At 35.1% G+C, this 19452-nt stretch carries 19 protein-coding genes and 6 pseudogenes; 15 read left to right on the top strand and 10 right to left on the bottom strand.

The window, feature by feature from the left end:
• Positions 1 to 11: 11 nt before the first annotated feature.
• Positions 12 to 539: a glycerol-3-phosphate acyltransferase gene (locus TERY_RS14800; RefSeq protein WP_370495548.1), complete on the top strand. Its 528-nt coding sequence runs from the start codon at positions 12 to 14 to the stop codon at positions 537 to 539.
• Positions 540 to 1050: 511 nt separating this feature from the next.
• On the opposite strand, the gene TERY_RS14790 is transcribed toward TERY_RS14800, so the two are convergent.
• The 3 genes from TERY_RS14790 to TERY_RS14780 form a co-directional block, all read right to left on the bottom strand.
• The gene (locus TERY_RS14790; protein ID WP_011612573.1) at positions 1051 to 1278 is read right to left on the bottom strand and encodes a transposase; all 228 of its coding nucleotides are present in this window, start codon (positions 1276 to 1278) and stop codon (positions 1051 to 1053) included.
• 383 nt (positions 1279 to 1661) lie between these two features.
• Complete coding sequence (locus TERY_RS14785) at positions 1662 to 1886, bottom strand: VOC family protein (protein ID WP_370497224.1); 225 nt, start codon at positions 1884 to 1886, stop codon at positions 1662 to 1664.
• Between the two features lie 123 nt (positions 1887 to 2009).
• The gene (locus TERY_RS14780; RefSeq protein WP_011612571.1) at positions 2010 to 2579 is read right to left on the bottom strand and encodes a tyrosine-type recombinase/integrase; all 570 of its coding nucleotides are present in this window, start codon (positions 2577 to 2579) and stop codon (positions 2010 to 2012) included.
• Between the two features lie 40 nt (positions 2580 to 2619).
• On the opposite strand from TERY_RS14780, the gene TERY_RS35165 reads away from it, so the two are divergent.
• The 3 genes from TERY_RS35165 to TERY_RS30785 all read left to right on the top strand — a co-directional run bounded on the left by TERY_RS35165 (position 2620) and on the right by TERY_RS30785 (position 3424).
• Entirely contained in the window at positions 2620 to 2775 is a 156-nt protein-coding gene (locus TERY_RS35165) for a hypothetical protein (RefSeq protein ID WP_196797058.1), read from the top strand.
• Between the two features lie 186 nt (positions 2776 to 2961).
• A complete protein-coding gene (locus TERY_RS30790) occupies positions 2962 to 3321 on the top strand; it encodes a transposase (protein ID WP_052845807.1) in 360 nt (119 codons plus the stop codon).
• Positions 3314 to 3424, top strand: coding sequence for a transposase (locus TERY_RS30785; RefSeq protein ID WP_081432459.1), 111 nt, complete (start codon positions 3314 to 3316; stop codon positions 3422 to 3424). The genes TERY_RS30790 and TERY_RS30785 overlap by 8 nt, the downstream gene beginning before the upstream one ends.
• A 140-nt stretch (positions 3425 to 3564) precedes the next feature.
• Here TERY_RS30785 and TERY_RS14770 read toward each other — a convergent pair whose 3' ends face one another.
• Positions 3565 to 3918: a site-specific integrase gene (locus TERY_RS14770; RefSeq protein ID WP_011612570.1), complete on the bottom strand. Its 354-nt coding sequence runs from the start codon at positions 3916 to 3918 to the stop codon at positions 3565 to 3567.
• Positions 3919 to 4155: 237 nt separating this feature from the next.
• On the opposite strand from TERY_RS14770, the gene TERY_RS14765 reads away from it, so the two are divergent.
• The 3 genes and pseudogenes from TERY_RS14765 to TERY_RS26370 all read left to right on the top strand — a co-directional run bounded on the left by TERY_RS14765 (position 4156) and on the right by TERY_RS26370 (position 4956).
• On the top strand, positions 4156 to 4350 hold the full coding sequence (locus TERY_RS14765) for a transposase (RefSeq protein ID WP_052845806.1): 195 nt from the start codon (positions 4156 to 4158) through the stop codon (positions 4348 to 4350).
• A 35-nt stretch (positions 4351 to 4385) separates the two neighbouring features.
• Positions 4386 to 4580: pseudogene (locus TERY_RS30780) on the top strand (transposase); the annotation flags it as partial.
• Complete coding sequence (locus TERY_RS26370) at positions 4573 to 4956, top strand: transposase (RefSeq protein WP_063823344.1); 384 nt, start codon at positions 4573 to 4575, stop codon at positions 4954 to 4956. The pseudogene TERY_RS30780 and the gene TERY_RS26370, both read left to right, overlap by 8 nt.
• Before the next feature lie 127 nt (positions 4957 to 5083).
• Here TERY_RS26370 and TERY_RS14755 read toward each other — a convergent pair.
• The 4 genes and pseudogenes from TERY_RS14755 to TERY_RS14740 all read right to left on the bottom strand — a co-directional run.
• Positions 5084 to 5485, bottom strand: a pseudogene (locus tag TERY_RS14755) (transposase family protein); the annotation flags it as partial.
• Positions 5486 to 5609: 124 nt separating this feature from the next.
• Positions 5610 to 5981 (bottom strand): transposase family protein, encoded by a 372-nt coding sequence (locus TERY_RS14750; protein WP_011612568.1) that lies wholly within the window; start codon positions 5979 to 5981, stop codon positions 5610 to 5612.
• Between the two features lie 368 nt (positions 5982 to 6349).
• Positions 6350 to 7619 (bottom strand): annotated as a pseudogene (locus TERY_RS14745) (IS701 family transposase).
• A 1170-nt stretch (positions 7620 to 8789) separates the two neighbouring features.
• Complete coding sequence (locus TERY_RS14740) at positions 8790 to 11132, bottom strand: TIGR03032 family protein (RefSeq protein ID WP_011612567.1); 2343 nt, start codon at positions 11130 to 11132, stop codon at positions 8790 to 8792.
• Positions 11133 to 11519: 387 nt separating this feature from the next.
• Between TERY_RS14740 and TERY_RS35160 the strand changes: the two genes are divergently transcribed.
• Complete coding sequence (locus tag TERY_RS35160; RefSeq protein WP_196797056.1) at positions 11520 to 11675, top strand: hypothetical protein; 156 nt, start codon at positions 11520 to 11522, stop codon at positions 11673 to 11675.
• 91 nt (positions 11676 to 11766) lie between these two features.
• Here the strand turns inward: TERY_RS35160 and TERY_RS14735 are convergent.
• A pseudogene (locus TERY_RS14735) lies at positions 11767 to 13036 on the bottom strand (IS701 family transposase).
• An 88-nt stretch (positions 13037 to 13124) separates the two neighbouring features.
• Here TERY_RS14735 and TERY_RS28130 point away from each other — a divergent pair.
• Positions 13125 to 13256: pseudogene (locus TERY_RS28130) on the top strand (IS1 family transposase); the annotation flags it as partial.
• 31 nt (positions 13257 to 13287) lie between these two features.
• Here the strand turns inward: TERY_RS28130 and TERY_RS37040 are convergent.
• A pseudogene (locus tag TERY_RS37040) lies at positions 13288 to 13546 on the bottom strand (transposase); the annotation flags it as partial.
• A gap of 205 nt (positions 13547 to 13751) precedes the next feature.
• On the opposite strand from TERY_RS37040, the gene TERY_RS33220 reads away from it, so the two are divergent.
• The 6 genes from TERY_RS33220 to TERY_RS14710 all read left to right on the top strand — a co-directional run bounded on the left by TERY_RS33220 (position 13752) and on the right by TERY_RS14710 (position 19181).
• Positions 13752 to 14111, top strand: a complete 360-nt coding sequence (locus TERY_RS33220) for a transposase (RefSeq protein WP_052845805.1) — start codon at positions 13752 to 13754, stop codon at positions 14109 to 14111.
• On the top strand, positions 14104 to 14214 hold the full coding sequence (locus tag TERY_RS33215) for a transposase (RefSeq protein ID WP_081432459.1): 111 nt from the start codon (positions 14104 to 14106) through the stop codon (positions 14212 to 14214). Before TERY_RS33220 ends, TERY_RS33215 begins: the two co-directional genes overlap by 8 nt.
• A 1714-nt stretch (positions 14215 to 15928) precedes the next feature.
• On the top strand, positions 15929 to 16240 hold the full coding sequence (locus TERY_RS14725) for a hypothetical protein (protein WP_011612563.1): 312 nt from the start codon (positions 15929 to 15931) through the stop codon (positions 16238 to 16240).
• 59 nt (positions 16241 to 16299) lie between these two features.
• Positions 16300 to 16662, top strand: coding sequence for a hypothetical protein (locus TERY_RS14720; RefSeq protein ID WP_011612562.1), 363 nt, complete (start codon positions 16300 to 16302; stop codon positions 16660 to 16662).
• A 144-nt stretch (positions 16663 to 16806) separates the two neighbouring features.
• Complete coding sequence (locus TERY_RS35155) at positions 16807 to 18165, top strand: hypothetical protein (RefSeq protein WP_011612561.1); 1359 nt, start codon at positions 16807 to 16809, stop codon at positions 18163 to 18165.
• A 527-nt stretch (positions 18166 to 18692) separates the two neighbouring features.
• Entirely contained in the window at positions 18693 to 19181 is a 489-nt protein-coding gene (locus TERY_RS14710) for a transposase (protein ID WP_011612560.1), read from the top strand.
• Positions 19182 to 19452 lie beyond the last annotated feature (271 nt).

Below are 19452 nucleotides of genomic sequence, written 5' to 3'. Positions count from 1 at the left end.
ACATAAAGACATTGGTAGTATGTAAAGATGCCAGCGCTCATTGCTATATTGATATTTTCAAGGGGGTATTAGCGATCGCTTTGGTTCGCTATATTTACTCTCTAGTGTTTGACCAAAACCTAACTATTGTTGCTGGAGTAACTGACATTAATATAGCAAAAGAATGGATGGTTATTTTAACAGGATTAATTGCTATAGTAGGTCATACTAAATCTATTTGGATTGGTTTTAAGGGTGGCAAGCCTGTTGCTTCTAGTCTGGGTATTTTGTTAGCAATGTCTTGGGTTGTTGGTTTAGGAACACTTTCTGTATTTATTGTTGTTCTGATGATTAGTCGTATTGTTTCTTTGAGTTCTATTATCGCTGCTATTACTGTTTCTGGTTTAATGTTTTTGACAGGTCAATCACTTCCTTATAGAACCCCTGAGTGTATCTTTTTTTGCCGTTCAGGCGATCGCCAATCTCTTAAGCATAAGTCTAACAAAACAAAGATTAATCTTGGTGGTGGCATTCTCAAGAGTTCCCATCAATTTTTTTGACTAAACTCTTACATCTTTCCATCCAAGAATTAGTTCTTTCAATGACCCATCTGATTAAACCCCCCTTTGTCCCTGCTTCTTCTTCGAGGGCTTTCGAGGGCTTAGGTGAGAGCTTAAACCGAATCTTGGTCATAATCGCTGGATAAATTTTTTTCAACTCAATCGTTAATTTTTCCGGGTGATATCCGTCCTGTGGAGAAGAATAGTGATTTTAGGAATATTGACAGGTTTAGATTTGAAGTAATCAATATTGTCAGACAACATTTCAATTAATCCCACATCATCAGAGACTGATATTGCTTAAATGAGTAAAAAAAAGAAAACCGAGGCTATCTACTGCTAGATGCCACTTGATTCCATTAGTACTCTGTAATAAAAATCCTTTCGACTCTGTACTTGCATTACAAGTATTTTTGATGATTAGTGAGTCAATGATGATTAAAGTTGTCCCGGAGCGCTTTTTTTTTACCTTTTGACGCAGAAATCCCAATGTAAAACATCTCTAATCTTCTCAATTACTCCTTCCAATACGCCATTGTTTGTAGTGCCAAAATACCGTCGAATAAGGAGGTAAATCCTTGGGTAAATCACACCAGTTACAACCATTCTTAAGTTGGTAGAGAACACCATCCAATATTTCTCTTTTAGTCCATTTGGGGGGAAAAGTTCTTTTCTTTTTGGGTAACAGGGGTTCAATTATAACCCACTCCTCATCTGTCAAGCTACTAGAATATGGCATTTTCTATCCATTATAGTCTTTCAGAAAGATCCAAAATGGCTTCTATAAGATATTTGCTATTGCAGGTGGTATATATGTGATTTGGCGTCACAGTAGCAATATTGAGCGACTCTTAGCTGGCAAAGAACCTCAAATTGGGCCAAATCTATCAACAAAACTAGAGATTCGTGAGTAGAAAGTACAACTACCAAAAAAAAACTATGCAAATTTTTCTTTGATCTGAATAAGAATTGTCCCTTAACTTTTCTGTCATAGTCAGCCCGAAATCCTAACTTTTTTAGCTTAAACCACCAAAATCAGGCTAAAGCCTTTATGATCAAAATCATGTCGTGCATGCATCTTGCCAGCCTAGGTGTATCTAAATAACAAGGTCAAGGGCTGTATTAACTTTCATAAATTTCTAAAGGTAATTTATCTGGATCTGGAAAAAAAGTAAAACGCTTACCAGTTATCTCGTCAATTCTAATATTTTCTACTTCTATACCGTGAGATTTCAAATAATCAACAGACTCATCAATATTATCTACTTCTAATGCTAAATGCCTTAAACCACAAGCTTCTGGTCGAGTTAATCTTTTTGGTGAGTCAGAAAATGAAAATAACTCTATAGCAATCCTATTTTATTTATGTCAAAATCCTACCACTTTTTGAGAATAGGTTTGGTTGTAATAGTAAATAGATAAGAGTTTCGGAATTTATTTCTAGTTTTTAAATTGTCACGACTTTTAGTCCTAAAAATCTTCTCCCATAAGATCAGTCATTTGTTCTTGATAGTCTTTTCTATTGTCGTCATAGACTAAAACTGTCTGCACATTTTTATGACGAGAATATTGTTGTACTTTTCTAATGTCTCCATCAGATTTGTCTAGAAAATGAGTAATGGCAGAATGTCTGATTTTATGTGGCGACATGGGTTTGTCTATTCCTAGTTCGGAACAAGTGCGTTTTACTAAGTTGTACACAGTATCATCAGCCAATCTGTTACCCCAATTAGCAGAACTAAGACTGATAAATAATAGGTCGTTTATGCCACCTTTTCTAATTGATAAATAATCTTTTAATGCTGCAACTGTTCTATGGTTAATGGTGATACGTTCTTTATCCTGTGTACCTTTACCTTTTATCCAAATAGTACGATCGCTTAAGCTTATATCTCCTATATCAATGGCTACTACTTCACTCCGGCGTAAGGCGTTATCCCAAAGTAGTCTTAATATTGCGTAGTCCCTTTTTCCCTGAAAATGATTAGTATTTGGCGACTGGAGTATTTGTTTACAGCACTTTTCAGGTAATTGAACCACAAAGTGCGGTAAAATGGGTTTGATGTAATTGTTAAATTTAATGCCAGTATCGTATTCGAGTGATTTGCGTCGTCGCGTGATTATAGCTTGGGAAGCAAAAGAAGGCTCTCAACGTCAGTTGGCTGAAAGATTTAAGGTCAGCTTGTCTATGGTACGAAATTTGTTGTGTCATTATCGTTACTCTTGGACAAATTGAGGCCAAACGACGTGGAGGATATCAGCAGCCAATAATTTCCTATGATAATCTCAACATCATCAAATCTCTGGTAGAGGAGAAAAATGACTTATTGCTGAGAGAATTATGCGCTCGCTATCAAGAAACAACAGGAATTAGGGTGAGTATCTCCACCATGCATCGCGCCGTAGAAAAATTAGGCTTACGGTGCAAAAAAAAAGTCTTTATGCCAGTGAGCAAGATACCCCAATAGTCCAAGAGTTAAGACATGACTATCGACGTTGGTTAGATAAAATTGATGTCAGAAATTTAGTATTTGTTGATGAAGCCCGAATAAATTTGTCAATGTCTCGTTTATTCGCCAGAGCCGTAGATGGGGAACGAGCTGTTGGTAGTATCCCAGGTAGCAAGGGTGGAAATGTTTCTTTGATTGGTGCTTTGAACCTGGATGGACTGATTGCGTCGATGACTGTACCAGGAAGTACAAATACTGAGGTATTTATCACTTTATTAAACCCAGGTCTTACTACCTCAGTTGTGGCAAGGGGCAATCGTGGTAATGGATAATCTCAAGGTTCATCATGCTGAACGTGTCAGAGTTGCCATTGAGTCCGTCGGTGCTCAAGTCAAGTTTTTGCCCCCTTACTCTCCTGATTTATCACAAGTGTGAGCTTTGTTGGTCGAAACTGAAGCAATTTCTCCGTTCTTGTGAGGCACGTACCCATGAATCACTGGAGCAAGCAATGGCTGAAGTTGTAAATTTCATTACTGAAGATGATGCCTTCGGTTGGTTCAACCACTGTGGTCTATTTACCTGAAAATTGCTGTAATCTGTGACACTGGTAGTCCAGTTGTATCTCTGTAGGGAATTACTTTATCACTTTGTATGTCAGTTAGGTCATAACAACTCTTGCCTATTCTTTTTGCATACTTAACTAAAGCTTTTATGGCTGCTAGTTTTCTATTTACTGTTGCTGGTTTGAGGTCTTTAGAATACAACCAACGTCGATAACTCAAGACTATTTGTTTGGCTGTAAATTCGTCTAGGTTTAAGAACTGTTGGACTATTTCTGGTGTGGGTAACTGACCTACTGCATAATTGAAAAATTCCTTTAAATCCCTTTCATAACCATGTCTAGTAGCAGGAGACCGTTTATCTTGCAATAAATCTTTAAGAATATCTGTTGGTTGATTTAGTCTAAATAAGTTAGGCCTTTGGTTCCATTCAGTTAAGATTGTTTATAATATAATTATGCTTTGTTGCACAAAGCAAGGAAAGATGGTAAAAATAACAGTGGGTAGCACAAAATCCTGCATTAACTCTCCTTATGAGTAAGTCCAAGTCTAAGTCTAAGTCCAAGTCTAAGTCCAAGTCCAAGTACCGGGTTAGCAACTGGTCGTATGGATGATGCCTCCTTAAAGCAGAGAGGGAGCCTGACATTTTGGCTAAGTTATGAAGTGATAGAACAGTTGGTAAATCAACATCAAACTGGACGTCAGGGAGCATCGAATACCTATAGCGATGTAGCTATTGAACTAATGGTCACTCTCAGTAGTTTGTTTGCAGGGCGGGGCGACAGACAGAAGGATTTGTAGAATCTATATTTGATTTTTAGAGATTAGATTTACCTGTACCAGACCATAGCACTGTATGCCGTAGGGTCAGAAAACTAAATATCGGGATACCAGTGAAACCAAGGACAGAAGGGATGCATTTGGTAGTTGATTCTACAGGGGTCAAAGTCTACGGTGAAGGGGAATGGAAAACCAGGATTCATGGTGTAGGTAAACGTAGGACATGGCGTAAATTACTAGAGTGTGAATGAGGCCACCGGAGAGATTGTCACAGCAGTTGTCACAACCAATGATGTGAGTGACGACCAAGTATTTTCTGACCTATTAGATGGAGTAGAAGGTGAAATAGCCCAAGTTTCAGGTGATGGGGCTGATGACAAATACAAGTGCTATGAAACAGCTCACCAAGGAGGCATAAAAACGACCATTCCACCGCGTAAAAATGCTGTGATTAGGCAGCATGGCAACTGTAAAGCCCTACCCGCTCCCAGAGATGAGAACCTCAGAGGAATTCGTCAAATAGGACGGCAAAAATGGAAGCATGAAAGTGGATACCATAGACGCTCTCTATCTGAAACCACTAGACATCTCCAAAAATACTCAAACGCTTATCCTAACTATCTTTAGTGGTGCGATCGCTACTTATGAAGATAGTTAATTTGTACAGTTTTATGGGCATCAGAGATACTTTGTGTTACTAATTCAAATATTTATTGTACTTTAATTTATTATTTTTATCTCAGCTTTTGATGGTTTATGCTAATATAAAAGATCCAATTCTTAGTCGCACTAAACCACATATTGTTAAGATTACTTTTTGATAATTATTATCTTTTAATCTGAATCTTTCTCTAGCAATTCCAAATATTTTAATTAATCTTATTACATGTTCTACAAATATTCTCTTTCTGGCTTTTTCTTGATTTTCTTCTTTGATTTCTAGCGGCATTTCTTTTTTTCTTGGTTTCTTTTTTGGTGTAGTAGTTCTTTCTACTCCTTCATAAGCTTTATCTCCTTGAAATTTTTGTTTTTTATCAAATTTATCCTGTTGTTTTCTTAATATTTTTACATCATTTACTGGACCTTTTTCTCCTACTATTACATCTACTATTTCTGTTCCTTTTGGTGTCGTTATTATTTGATTTTTAAAAGTATGATTTTTATTTTTTCATATTTTATATTTTTCTTGGTCTTTATATTCACTTGGTCTTTCTCTACTTTGTTCTGTACTATCTACAATTAATTCTAATTCTGTTAATATCTCCTTTAACCATTCCAATTCATTTTCTTTTTTTTTTTACTTGTTCTAATAAACTTGCTGGCAGTAATTCTCTGAGAATATCTATCCAGTAATGAAAAATATTATTAGCACTTGATTCACTTATACCAAAGTTAATTCCTAATGTTTGAAAAGTCGGTATTTGATGTAAATAAAATAACGTTAAAATTATTTCTTCCTCCTTTGTTAAATTCTTTTTTCTGACTCCACCTGCTTTAATTAATCTTTTTTCTGTTTTAGCGATCGCCTTCTTTTTCTCTGATTCTATTATTTGGGCCTTTGCGATTAATTTTATTAGCTGTTCATAAGTAATGCCAATAATTCTTTTTGTTTCTTTTGGATGGTTATAAATATATTCTAAAGTTGGATTCATTTGGGAGACTTTATAAATAAATGGTTTTGATAATTTTACCTTATTTTTTATTTTGGAGATGTCTACTATGTTTAGGTTCAAAGTTTTATTTGGTGGGAAGTTACGAAGACGATAATTTGATAATCAAGCAGTGGAGTTATTCATTCAATGCGCTATCCTGAACCCCATGATACAGAATGGTAAACCCGAAAGTTATCAAGTACACATCTAGAACTGCATCTCTCCAGGGAGTCATCTGCGATCGCAACATTCATGCAACAAAGCCGTTAAGTCCCCTTAAATTTCTCGCCGATCTCTGTTTGCTAAGCATTCCCAAAAATCAAAAATGCTGAAATTTAGATCCTTAATTAACGGGACTTTAGCAAATTTCAAGCCCAAACAAACCCTAAACTCTCTTTATGAGCGGTAAATACGTCGATGTTTTCATCTAACCACTCAACAAAACGATAAGATATTGCGGTACGAAATGCTTCTAAAGTATCAGTAAACGTATTTAATGGTTTGTTAGCCCAACGCCTTCTTATACCTCCTGTTAACTGATGCCAGATAATAAATGTATAAGCACAAAATACTAAAATAAAATGCCTTTTAAGGCTGATTTTATCTCTGACTTGATATTCTCTTAATCCTAACCATCCTTTGGCTTCCCTGTAGAAAACTTCCACCCAATTTCTTTGAGAATAAGTAGAATATATCCACTCAGGAGTTACATATTTGTCTTCTCTATTAGTGATATAATAGTTAATATCAGTGGCCTCAGAAAAACTTTTAGCATTCATAACGATAGCTATAGTTTTTTGACCTGACATCCTAGATATTTCTACTTCTAATGTAGCTACCCAAACTTCTCTAGCATTTTTTGTACTTAGTTGAACTAAGTTGAAAGCTTTCTGAGGTATACTTTCTGCCAGCTTGTCTAATCTAATTTCCTCTTTAATGTCATCTTGTTTTTTAATGATGACTTTTCGATTTTTAGCTAATCCTCCTATATAAGTTAAACTTCTTTTCTCTAGTTGATTTAAGAATGATGTATTGTTACCATAGCCAAATTTCAATTAACACAATTTCTGGTTGGTGTCCTCTGGACAAACATTGATCTACTAGAGACATTGCACTCGTCTGGTTTCTTGACAAATTCTGGGTCTTTTTTTCCTTTTGGAAAAGAATCAGCTTTCTGATACAAAGCTATGTCTAAAGGTAGACTTTTAACTCCATCATAAAGATGAGTTGTCACCACGACTACACCATTATCTGTTTTTCCTATTTCTCCTATATATTGCCGCCCTACTCCTGCAGTAAAATTACCACTTTTTCTGTGGCCTGAATCGTCTATAATTAAAGCAATAGGATCGAGAAGGTTTTGTTTGGCGACGTTCCCACATTACTTGAAGACGACGCTCATTCACAGCATCTACAGACCAATTTGCTCGAACTAGAAAATGCCGTAATTTGTGGTACGTGTGACCTACAGTGTTGTTGGCAATTTGAGACAAGTTTTTTCGATCGCTTTCTCAAGAGTAATCCTCCTATATATTCCCTAAACCCTGTTTTTTGGGCTTTTGTTTTAAAGACATTGTTAAAGCGATCGCACCATCGATGGAAACAAGAGGGCATGGCCACTGAAGTTGTTTCTTTCATCAAACTTTTCCCAGGCCAGTAATTAACGTAAAATACATATCAGGTATACATTATACCCTTTTTTTTACTATTTTTTCACTAAAGTCCCGTTAATACTAGACTCAGTATAAATAAGTCGGGGTTGAGGAAGGAGCTCAGGAGTTAGGGCGATCGCTTGAGTAATTTCCACTTTTTTACCTATAAATAAAACCCAAATAAAAGTAGGTGGAGTAAATTTATTTCTTACTGGTTACAAAAATTCTATTCAACATCCTTACCTACTCACTACTACCCTCTACCGAAGCGATTAAAAATTACGGCTAGGCAAATAGAGTGAATTCTTACTTAGACTAATTCATCTGTTAATTTTAATCAGGTTACTACTAATTCAATGCCACTATATCCAATAAGAATAAATTTTTCCCAATACTGTGAATACTGACATTTGTTAAAAACATATAGCAAGGTTTAACCAGCTTTGGGGATATCTCCCAATGTGGTATAAAAGTTTTCTACCACGATGCATTATCGAAATTCCACGGACTTCGTCTAAGCCTGGATCAAGACAATAACTCTTGGGTAGCTATTTGAGTAACCAAAATACAAAATACTTATCAACAATTACTGAGAATAAAAATGTTAGAAGTAATATTTTTTCGTAAGTATTTTTACTCAAATATCAAGCATTATTTTTTGACATTTTTCATTTTTCAAACCTTGCTATAAAACTTAGACCTAACAAAAGATTATATGTTTTTCAGTTAATAGTTAGACAATCAAAATTAAATAAAATTCATAGAAAAAATTAGCAAAGTTTATTTTTTTATCAGCAGTAAACTTGACTTTATATTAGCAGTTAAATTTACTTAAATATAATAATGCTAATAAATATCTATAGTTTTTGCCAAAATAGATATAACCTTATAAAAACTTAGGGTTTTTAATACTATTTATTATTATTAATTATAAATAAAATTAATATTAAATATTAATAAATTAAAATTAAATCATTAATAAATATTATATTTGTAAAATACTTCATACTTCACTTATAAACTTATAATATTAGGGCTTAAGCAAAAACTAGGTTGATAGACAAAATTTTGTGATAGTGAAAAATAATAATTAGAGTAATAAACCCGGTTTCTTATTTGAGTGCATAAGACTTAAATTTATAGCTTAGTCAAAGTTTTACTTATTACTAATAATCATGTTTCCTGTGATAATTTTCCACAAATGTTCCTGAACTTTTTCAATAACTTCTTGCCACTTTCTTGACTGAGACTGACGGAATAATTTCATGGTTGGATACCAAAGAGTATCTTCAACTTCTTGTAACCAACGCCAGTCCGGATTAAAACATAATAAATTCCATACATTTTTACCTAATGCTCCTGCTAAATGTGCCACAGAAGTATCAACAGTAATTACTAAATCTAGTTGCTCTATTACTGCTGCTGTATCAGCATAATTGTTTAACTGATAACTTAAATCTTCTATCTGAATATTACTGGGAACTTGAGTTAATTCTTGCCTATTTTCTCCTTTTTGTAGACTATAAAATTTGACTCCTGGTACCTGTAAAATAGGTAAAAAGTCTGTGATTTTGCAAGAACGATTACCATCATTTTTATGAGTAGAACTACCACTCCAAACAATGCCTACTTTATATTGAGTATTAGTAAGATTTATGGGGTTGCTATTTGTAGATTGAAGATAGGGAATATTGGCAGGAATTGTTTCTAAAGTTGTGCCGAAAATATAGGGTAAACTCATTAAGGGTACATAGATATCAAACTCTGATAATTTTAGTTCTCCTGGTGGCATTAATTTATCAATCTCTGGGATATTTTTAAATAGAGGAATTAACTCTGGTAGACAGACCAATATAATACCTTGACAAAGTTTTGCTGCTAAAGGAACATAACGGATAAATTGAATAGCATCTCCTGCTCCTTGCTCAGTATGAATTAATAAAATTTTATTGCTAATATCTTCCCCTTTCCATCGTGGATGAGGACATTGAAAGGGTGTAAATTGTCCTGTTTGCCAGCGCCATTCACATTCTGCAAATCCTCGTTTTAAATCTCCATTTTTTAACAAAGTTATGCCTAAATTAAAATGTGCTTTGGCAAAATTACCGTTGAGATAAATTGCTTTTTCGTAATGTTTAATTGCTTTGTGTAATTCACCTTTTTGACTATAAGCATAAGCAATACTATTTTGAACATCGGCATTATCTGGTTCTGTATTAATTACCTGTTCTAAAACATTAATTGCTGCTTCATATTGTTGATTATCTCCTAAAGCAACTCCCAAATTATATTTCGCTATTGTCAAATCTGGTTGTAACTTCAAACATTCTTGATATGCAGCGATCGCTTCTACTAATTCACCTTTTTGATATAATTTATTTCCTTTAAGTAAATGAGTTTCTGCCATAGCTATTTCTACAGTTGTTTTGATTGTTTCTGCTAAAGCTTCATCAGGTAAAACATAGGAATTTGCTAATAAATTTTCATCCCATTCAATAATTTCTGGGAAGCGAATATTAGGCAAAACTGCCACAGAAAAAATTTCTTGAACTCCAGCTTCAAATCTTAAAAAAGCGATAGTTTCTCCAGTTAAAATATTTACCACCCAAACCCCACAAATTCTTTCTTGAAGTTCAGTAATAGGCATACCCGTAAAAACAGCAGTTTCTCGAACTTGAGACAAACCAATAAATGCTAAATTTCCCCAAAAATCTATACCGCGAGTAAACCCTGGTAATTTAGCAATTGTTCGTAATTTTCTCTGGTTTAAATCAACTTTTGCCAGACTACCATTACCAGACTCTAATAACCATAATTGTTCTTGATACCATCTAGGAGAATGAGGCATAGATAAGTTCCGAATTAATACTTCATTTGTTTCTATATCTATTAATATTCCCCCATTAGCTTTATTCTTTCTCCAACCAGCAGCAGTATCAGTTTCTCCTAAAGCTGTGACATATTTTGGTAGGTCATTTTTTAAACAAAATCCATTTAAATGACACCGGTCTGTTAAGTCATATCCAGTGACAAAAGGAGGTCGCCATCTGGGCACAAAACTATTAGGATGACCGAGAGTACAAAGGCAAGAAAAACGAGTATTAATAAACCATAATTCATCTTTCACCCAAGCCATTTCGTGGATATCAATATCTCCAGTTATATGAATATTTCTTGGTAAATAACAAGCATCATATTTCCCTTGGGGTTCTATTTTCTCTGCTACTGCTGGAACGTTACGAAAATCCCAAATTTTATAAGCAGTTCCCAGAGCAATTTTTTCGTTAGTTACTGCTAATCCCATAGGTTTCTTAAAGGCTCGAAAGTGAGTATTAATTACTCCATTATCGGCACGCAATACAATTAATTTACCTGCTTGATAAGTAGAAACAACTAAAGATATGCCTAGCTGATCTAAAATTTTAGGGAAATTGTTTGTATGTACGCTTCTTAATAAATAATTGTCGGTATTAACAGGAGTATCAGTTTCATTATTCATAGTATTTTCAATTATCAGTTATCAGTACCTCATTTATTAGTAAAAGTAGGTATAAGTTTATTAAACAATAAATTAAGCTAAAAATCTGTATTTTTAGTGATAATATTTTACTTTATACTAGCATTAATTATTAGAAATTTGTAGTAGCGTGTCAATTTTAAAATAGTGTATTAGCCTTAAAGACAAAAAGTTATGACCACAGACCATCAGGGGAGCACTAAAAATTCGCAGAGGGGAATAAGTGTTTAGAGTTTTGAGTATGCCATAGTTTCAAAAATTGCATAAAGATGTTTCAATTTAACTCCTGCATCTTAGGTTTTACAGCACTTTTCAGGTAATTGAACCACAAAGTGCGGTAAAATGGGTTTGATGTAATTGTTAAATTTAATGCCAGTATCGTATTCGAGTGATTTGCGTCGTCGCGTGATTATAGCTTGGGAAGCAAAAGAAGGCTCTCAACGTCAGTTGGCTGAAAGATTTAAGGTCAGCTTGTCTATGGTACGAAATTTGTTGCGTCATTATCGTTACTCTTGGACAAATTGAGGCCAAACGACGTGGAGGATATCAGCAGCCAATAATTTCCTATGATAATCTCAACATCATCAAATCTCTGGTAGCGGGACTTTAGCAAATTTCAAGCCCAAACAAACCCTAAACTCTCTTTATGAGCGGTAAATACGTCGATGTTTTCATCTAACCACTCAACAAAACGATAAGATATTGCGGTACGAAATGCTTCTAAAGTATCAGTAAACGTATTTAATGGTTTGTTAGCCCAACGCCTTCTTATACCTCCTGTTAACTGATGCCAGATAATAAATGTATAAGCACAAAATACTAAAATAAAATGCCTTTTAAGGCTGATTTTATCTCTGACTTGATATTCTCTTAATCCTAACCATCCTTTGGCTTCCCTGTAGAAAACTTCCACCCAATTTCTTTGAGAATAAGTAGAATATATCCACTCAGGAGTTACATATTTGTCTTCTCTATTAGTGATATAATAGTTAATATCAGTGGCCTCAGAAAAACTTTTAGCATTCATAACGATAGCTATAGTTTTTTGACCTGACATCCTAGATATTTCTACTTCTAATGTAGCTACCCAAACTTCTCTAGCATTTTTTGTACTTAGTTGAACTAAGTTGAAAGCTTTCTGAGGTATACTTTCTGCCAGCTTGTCTAATCTAATTTCCTCTTTAATGTCATCTTGTTTTTTAATGATGACTTTTCGATTTTTAGCTAATCCTCCTATATAAGTTAAACTTCTTTTCTCTAGTTGATTTAAGAATGATGTATTGTTACCATAGCCAAATTTCAATTAACACAATTTCTGGTTGGTGTCCTCTGGACAAACATTGATCTACTAGAGACATTGCACTCGTCTGGTTTCTTGACAAATTCTGGGTCTTTTTTTCCTTTTGGAAAAGAATCAGCTTTCTGATACAAAGCTATGTCTAAAGGTAGACTTTTAACTCCATCATAAAGATGAGTTGTCACCACGACTACACCATTATCTGTTTTTCCTATTTCTCCTATATATTGCCGCCCTACTCCTGCAGTAAAATTACCACTTTTTCTGTGGCCTGAATCGTCTATAATTAAAGCAATAGGATCGAGAAGGTTTTGTTTGGCGACGTTCCCACATTACTTGAAGACGACGCTCATTCACAGCATCTACAGACCAATTTGCTCGAACTAGAAAATGCCGTAATTTGTGGTACGTGTGACCTACAGTGTTGTTGGCAATTTGAGACAAGTTTTTTCGATCGCTTTCTCAAGAGTAATCCTCCTATATATTCCCTAAACCCTGTTTTTTGGGCTTTTGTTTTAAAGACATTGTTAAAGCGATCGCACCATCGATGGAAACAAGAGGGCATGGCCACTGAAGTTGTTTCTTTCATCAAACTTTTCCCAGGCCAGTAATTAACGTAAAATACATATCAGGTATACATTATACCCTTTTTTTTACTATTTTTTCACTAAAGTCCCGATAATACTTTGCGTCAAAGAATTTCTCGGTTGGTCAGAAAGACTTTATCCTTTTCTAAAAAGCTAGAAAACCATCTAGGAGCTATTTGGTATTTCATTAATCATTATAATGAAGCGATCGCTTCACTGTAATTTTATCACTACATATACAGGACTACCCCCACATTACTTGAAGACGACGCTCATTCACAGCATCTACAGACCAATTTGCTCGAACTAGAAAATGCCGTAATTTGTGGTACGTGTGACCTACAGTGTTGTTGGCAATTTGAGACAAGTTTTTTCGATCGCTTTCTCAAGAGTAATCCTCCTATATATTCCCTAAACCCTGTTTTTTGGGCTTTTGTTTTAAAGACATTGTTAAAGCGATCGCACCATCGATGGAAACAAGAGGGCATGGCCACTGAAGTTGTTTCTTTCATCAAACTTTTCCCAGGCCAGTAATTAACGTAAAATACATATCAGGTATACATTATACCCTTTTTTTTACTATTTTTTCACTAAAGTCCCGGTAGAGGAGAAAAATGACTTATTGCTGAGAGAATTATGCGCTCGCTATCAAGAAACAACAGGAATTAGGGTGAGTATCTCCACCATGCATCGCGCCGTAGAAAAATTAGGCTTACGGTGCAAAAAAAAAGTCTTTATGCCAGTGAGCAAGATACCCCAAGAGTCCAAGAGTTAAGACATGACTATCGACGTTGGTTAGATAAAATTGATGTCAGAAATTTAGTATTTGTTGATGAAGCCCGAATAAATTTGTCAATGTCTTGTTTATTCGCCAGAGCCGTAGATGGGGAACGAGCTGTTGGTAGTATCCCAGGTAGCAAGGGTGGAAATGTTTCTTTGATTGGTGCTTTGAACCTGGATGGACTGATTGCGTCGATGAATGTACCAGGAAGTACAAATACTGAGGTATTTATCACTTTATTAAACCCAGGTCTTACTACCTCAGTTGTGGCAAGGGGCAATCGTGGTAATGGATAATCTCAAGGTTCATCATGCTGAACGTGTCAGAGTTGCCATTGAGTCCGTCGGTGCTCAAGTCAAGTTTTTGCCCCCTTACTCTCCTGATTTATCACAAGTGTGAGCTTTGTTGGTCGAAACTGAAGCAATTTCTCCGTTCTTGTGAGGCACGTACCCATGAATCACTGGAGCAAGCAATGGCTGAAGTTGTAAATTTCATTACTGAAGATGATGCCTTCGGTTGGTTCAACCACTGTGGTCTATTTACCTGAAAATTGCTGTAAGATAAAATTGAGTGAACTGATCTAATGAATTTCTGTTAAATAAAATTATTTGCTCGTTGTTTTTCATGAGTTCAACTAACAAATTCTCTATTACTTCCCAAGCGTTTGTCCTTGGGTTTATCCCGTCAGAGTAAACAATACAAGTTGACATATTTCCTCCTAAAAAAAATAAGGTTGATAAGTTGCCCTATCAACCAAGTGAAAAGTATTTTCAATTCCTGCGGAAGCAACTCAAAACCCAACTAAGTTTTACTGTTGCACCTATATTTCATATATTCCAGCGAAGCCAAACCTTTTGTAATGGTCAGTTGTGGAATCTGTTGCCGATCATAGTGTTAATTTCCCATATTTACTTTTTCCTTGCCTCTCTTTTAAATCAAACAAGTACTCATTAGCTTCTTCTGATGTTTCTGATAACAATATCTCTGATGGCCATTATATTTGGAATATTCCCTATGATTTTCAGTATCAATATATGTTTTAGGGTTTGGAAATATCTCTAAATGGCCTTTTTTTATGTCGAACCCGGCAGAGATTAAGGTATTAGATAATAGACTGGCTAGCCCAAAGGTTGGAACTAATTCAGGTAAGAAGTAATAAATATATAGGCAGCCGGAGTCGGAGGATTGGATCGGAACGGGGTCTATTAGGCCAACATCTTCAAGACAACCGAGGATATTTCTTAGATTATTTGAGTTTCGGGGATGATGGGGGGAGTCTATGTCAATGTCTAACAGACAGTATTTGGTTTTAGGGCCAAATCTAACGCCGATAATGTCTGTCGGGGAATTCCAGAGGGATATTAGTAAATCGTCGGTTAGATAATTTTTACAAGTGAACCATCCGTCGGTTTTTCTAATAGGAGAGTTCCTATGTGAAAACACTTGTAAAAAATAAGTACTCGGTGTAATATTCAATTGATCTGTTATTTTTAGTCTTTTTGTCAATTCTTAAAATACCAGATCACCCCCTCGGGTACAACACCCACAGCAAGCTATATCAAAAATTCAAAACATAAATAAATAATAAAAAAAAACACTTGTCAAAAATAATAGACAAGTGTATTATTTTATTTAGTCTGGGTTTTTATATGCTGTAACACTTTTAAAATACCAGACCACCCACCTGGAGACAGCAGGCAGTGGCACAACAAAAAGCACAAAATAAACAAGTAGGATTTTGGGGATTGCCAACAAATCAACAAATTAACCCGTGGAATTGGAGAAGAAAAAAATAACTACTAAGAAATTAACGGAAAATCTAAGTATTAAAATTAAGATAAAATTAGATTTTATAAGGGAAATTTAGAACAAAAAAAAACTATATAATAATACACATCCTTGTAATCTAAGATTGGATAAGTTTGTGTATGTATCTGTAAGTTTCAAAAAGCAATAACTACCAAAACTATTATAAAAATGATAAAAAACGTCCATCTCCCAAACCAATTACCAAAAAAAAAGTCAAAAATACCAAAAAAAAAGTCAGAAATAATGTCCAAAAAAAAGTCATTCCAGTCCATGTATGTCTACATATTAAATAGGAGTCAAATCTATGAATCTTAATAATCCAACTACAATAGCATTTGAAATACTAAATACTGTAGTACCTTCCTTAAGTCCAGAAAAGTTTCTTGACGCTCTAAAAGGTTATTTTAATCCTAACCTGTCAAAGGAAGAAAACAAAAAAATAATGATGCAAAAAATTCGTGAAGGCAAATTGGGGCAAGCCTTAGCAGATATTGCTTATTACAAACCTACAAGTGACAAAAATTTTGAAGATATATTAGAAGAAGTAGAAGAAGAATATAATAAAACAACACAAGAAGTAACAGAAAAAATAAACTTAGAAGATTCTTCTAATTAATATTGAGAAATAATAAATCTTGTTAAATAAATATCATTAAAAAATTTTAATATTGAAAAATGTCATTCTGGAAAGGCTTAGAATCTTTTAGTGGAAAAACTTTTAGGTATTCATTAGAATCTGCCAAATCTCTATCAAAGTCTACCGAGTCTCTATCAAAATCTGCTGTTTCTCTGTCAAGATTTGCTGCAAATAAATCTAAGGATTTATGGCCTATGCTGTTAGAAACTTCATTTAAAAAAAATACGAAAGACTTTTTATACAAAACAGTAGACTATTGTATTGATTGGGCGCTTTCTCAATATTCTTCAGACTCATTTTGGCTTAAATACTCAAAAATTATAGCTGAAGTAGCTCTTAAAGAACTTTTGTACAAAGCAGTAGAATATTGTGTCGAGTGGGCAATTATAATGTTATTATAGAGATTGTACTCGCTTCTTAGTCGGCGAACAATGAAAGCAATCTGAATATAAAAAAAATATCGGAATTCAGTAAATATTCTGTTGTTTGCAAACAATTATGTGTTTTATAATAACAAGAAAAGCTCTCTATTTTCTAAAATTATAATGAAAGATAAAATTGATTCTATTATCAATGGTCTAATTCCTGAAACAACTAGAAACATATCAGCAGTAGTAGAAGCTGTTCAAGACGGAGCTGCAAAAATACTAGAACCAGGTTCAGGCCTAATTAACAGCTATAATCATCAAGTTACTGAAAATCCACAAGCATTTGGTTTTGCCTTTGAACATTTACAAACAATTGGTTTCAATATTAGAGCTTCACTACAAGGCTTTGAAACTCGTGCTTATCAAATCCCCGCAGATGGAACTAAGTATGCCCCTGATATTTATGTTGAAAAAGTAGGAAAGGTTATAGAAGAAATTCAAGCTAAAGTAGGTACCTCTGAATATGTAGAAAAACAAGTTAATTCTGGACACTACAAAAGTGATATACTTACTAATTCAGAAAATCCTAGTTTATATGGAACAAAAACTATAATTAACGTAGATGGGATAAAAAGTTTTCCTATTAGTAAAGGCTTTGCTGTTTGGGTTGCTGAAAATCCATATTTAGCTGCTAACTTAATGGAAGGTGCTGCACTAGTAGGAGAAGTAGGAGGAGCTGGCATTACAGGTGCGTCAATTAACACTACTATTAATATTTTGCTCCGGTCTATCAAAACTATTGCAGCTTATTGTAGAGGAGAGCAAGCGCTTGATAAAGCTGAACTGGAAAAATTCCTTGAAGTAGCTATAAATGGTTTAAAAAGTGGTTTTATTCGAGGTACTGCTATCAAAGTTATTCAAAGGTTAATGGGAGGAAATGCTTTTGCAGCTTTGGGCTTTACGTTGGCAGAATCAGTTATTCCTGTTCTGATTCAAGTTTTACAGGATAAAATGACTCTTGAAGAAGCGATTAATCAGGTAGGACTAAAAGCATTCACTTCAGGTATAATCACAACTGTTGTAATTATATATCCACCATTAGGAGCAGTTTTATTAAGTGCTTCAGTTATTCAAGCAGTTTGGGTGGAAATTTCCCCAGAATGGCAAAAATTTATTATTCAAAAAGCAATACCAACAGCAGCAATGGTTACCGGAGGTGCAATGGTTTGTGCAGGAGCTTCAGCAGGTACAGTAGTTACTGTTGCATCTACTTTAGGGGCAGCAGCTTCCACAGGGACGGCGATTGGTTCTTTAAGTGGAGCAGCAGCTACAAATGCTGCGTTAGCTTGGTTAGGAGGTGGCACATTAGCTGCAGGTGGTGGTGGAGTAGTTGCTGGAGCTGCTATTGTTTCTGCTATTTCTACAGGTGGTGCAGTTGTTGCTATTGCAGGTATTGGTCTTATTGGGAAACAGATTTGGGATTATCAAAAAAATACAGACAGAAAGGTAAGCAGCACAAAGTCTATTATTTCTTAAAATTCTTTATCTTGCAATTGACTGTTTAAGGTTATTTGACCTTGGGCAAAAATGTCTAAAATATTAATTCCAAAAATAATCATTGTAATTTGTAAAGCATCTGGAACAAGCGACATTACAGCACTTTTCAGGTAATTGAACCACAAAGTGCGGTAAAATGGGTTTGATGTAATTGTTAAATTTAATGCCAGTATCGTATTCGAGTGATTTGCGTCGTCGCGTGATTATAGCTTGGGAAGCAAAAGAAGGCTCTCAACGTCAGTTGGCTGAAAGATTTAAGGTCAGCTTGTCTATGGTACGAAAATTTGTTGCGTCATTATCGTCACTCTTGGACAAATTGAGGCCAAACGACGTGGAGGATATCAGCAGCCAATAATTTCCTATGATAATCTCAACATCATCAAATCTCTGGTAGAGGAGAAAAATGACTTATTGCTGAGAGAATTATGCGCTCGCTATCAAGAAACAACAGGAATTAGGGTGAGTATCTCCACAATGCATCGCGCCGTAGAAAAATTAGGCTTACGGTGCAAAAAAAAAGTCTTTATGCCAGTGAGCAAGATACCCCAAGAGTCCAAGAGTTAAGACATGACTATCGACGTTGGTTAGATAAAATTGATGTCAGAAATTTAGTATTTGTTGATGAAGCCCGAATAAATTTGTCAATGTCTCGTTTATTCGCCAGAGCCGTAGATGGGGAACGAGCTGTTGGTAGTATCCCAGGTAGCAAGGGTGGAAATGTTTCTTTGATTGGTGCTTTGAACCTGGATGGACTGATTGCGTCGATGACTGTACCAGGAAGTACAAATACTGAGGTATTTATCACTTTATTAAACCCAGGTCTTACTACTGATTTATCACCTATTGAGCTTTGTTGGTCGAAACTGAAGCAATTTCTCCGTTCTTGTGAGGCACGTACCCATGAATCACTGGAGCAAGCAATGGCTGAAGTTGTAAATTTCATTACTGAAGATGATGCCTTCGGTTGGTTCAACCACTGTGGTCTATTTACCTGAAAATTGCTGTAAAAACAAAAAAGCCGTTTCGAGATCTGTAGCAGACATCGTTTACGATCGCGCCACCGGAGACTTATATTACAATGCCAAGGTCGGCTACCGGGTTTTGGCGGTGGTGGCAAAATAGCTACCTTAGAAGATGCCCCGGAAATTAACCCATCAGATTTTATTTTAACCGAATAGGCGAGAGTTCCGGTGCTCTAGAAAATAATCATAAAAAGATCTTAATTCACCTTTAGTGGTATCAACACTTCCTGGTATCAAAGCTATT

It is taken from the genome of Trichodesmium erythraeum IMS101, assembly GCF_000014265.1.
GTDB lineage: Bacteria > Cyanobacteriota > Cyanobacteriia > Cyanobacteriales > Microcoleaceae > Trichodesmium > Trichodesmium erythraeum.
This window is presented reverse-complemented; position numbering and strand designations above follow the sequence as displayed.

Excerpts from the sequence above, each read along its gene's own strand:
- TERY_RS14790 (WP_011612573.1), bottom strand. The coding sequence starts at position 1,278 with ATGCCATATTCTAGTAGCTTGACAGATGAGGAGTGGGTTATAATTGAA.
- TERY_RS35165 (WP_196797058.1), top strand. The coding sequence starts at position 2,620 with ATGCCAGTATCGTATTCGAGTGATTTGCGTCGTCGCGTGATTATAGCT.
- TERY_RS30785 (WP_081432459.1), top strand. The coding sequence starts at position 3,314 with ATGGATAATCTCAAGGTTCATCATGCTGAACGTGTCAGAGTTGCCATT.
- TERY_RS14765 (WP_052845806.1), top strand. The coding sequence starts at position 4,156 with ATGGATGATGCCTCCTTAAAGCAGAGAGGGAGCCTGACATTTTGGCTA.
- TERY_RS14750 (WP_011612568.1), bottom strand. The coding sequence starts at position 5,981 with ATGAATCCAACTTTAGAATATATTTATAACCATCCAAAAGAAACAAAA.
- TERY_RS14740 (WP_011612567.1), bottom strand. The coding sequence starts at position 11,132 with ATGAATAATGAAACTGATACTCCTGTTAATACCGACAATTATTTATTA.
- TERY_RS35160 (WP_196797056.1), top strand. The coding sequence starts at position 11,520 with ATGCCAGTATCGTATTCGAGTGATTTGCGTCGTCGCGTGATTATAGCT.
- TERY_RS33215 (WP_081432459.1), top strand. The coding sequence starts at position 14,104 with ATGGATAATCTCAAGGTTCATCATGCTGAACGTGTCAGAGTTGCCATT.
- TERY_RS14725 (WP_011612563.1), top strand. The coding sequence starts at position 15,929 with ATGAATCTTAATAATCCAACTACAATAGCATTTGAAATACTAAATACT.
- TERY_RS14720 (WP_011612562.1), top strand. The coding sequence starts at position 16,300 with ATGTCATTCTGGAAAGGCTTAGAATCTTTTAGTGGAAAAACTTTTAGG.
- TERY_RS35155 (WP_011612561.1), top strand. The coding sequence starts at position 16,807 with ATGAAAGATAAAATTGATTCTATTATCAATGGTCTAATTCCTGAAACA.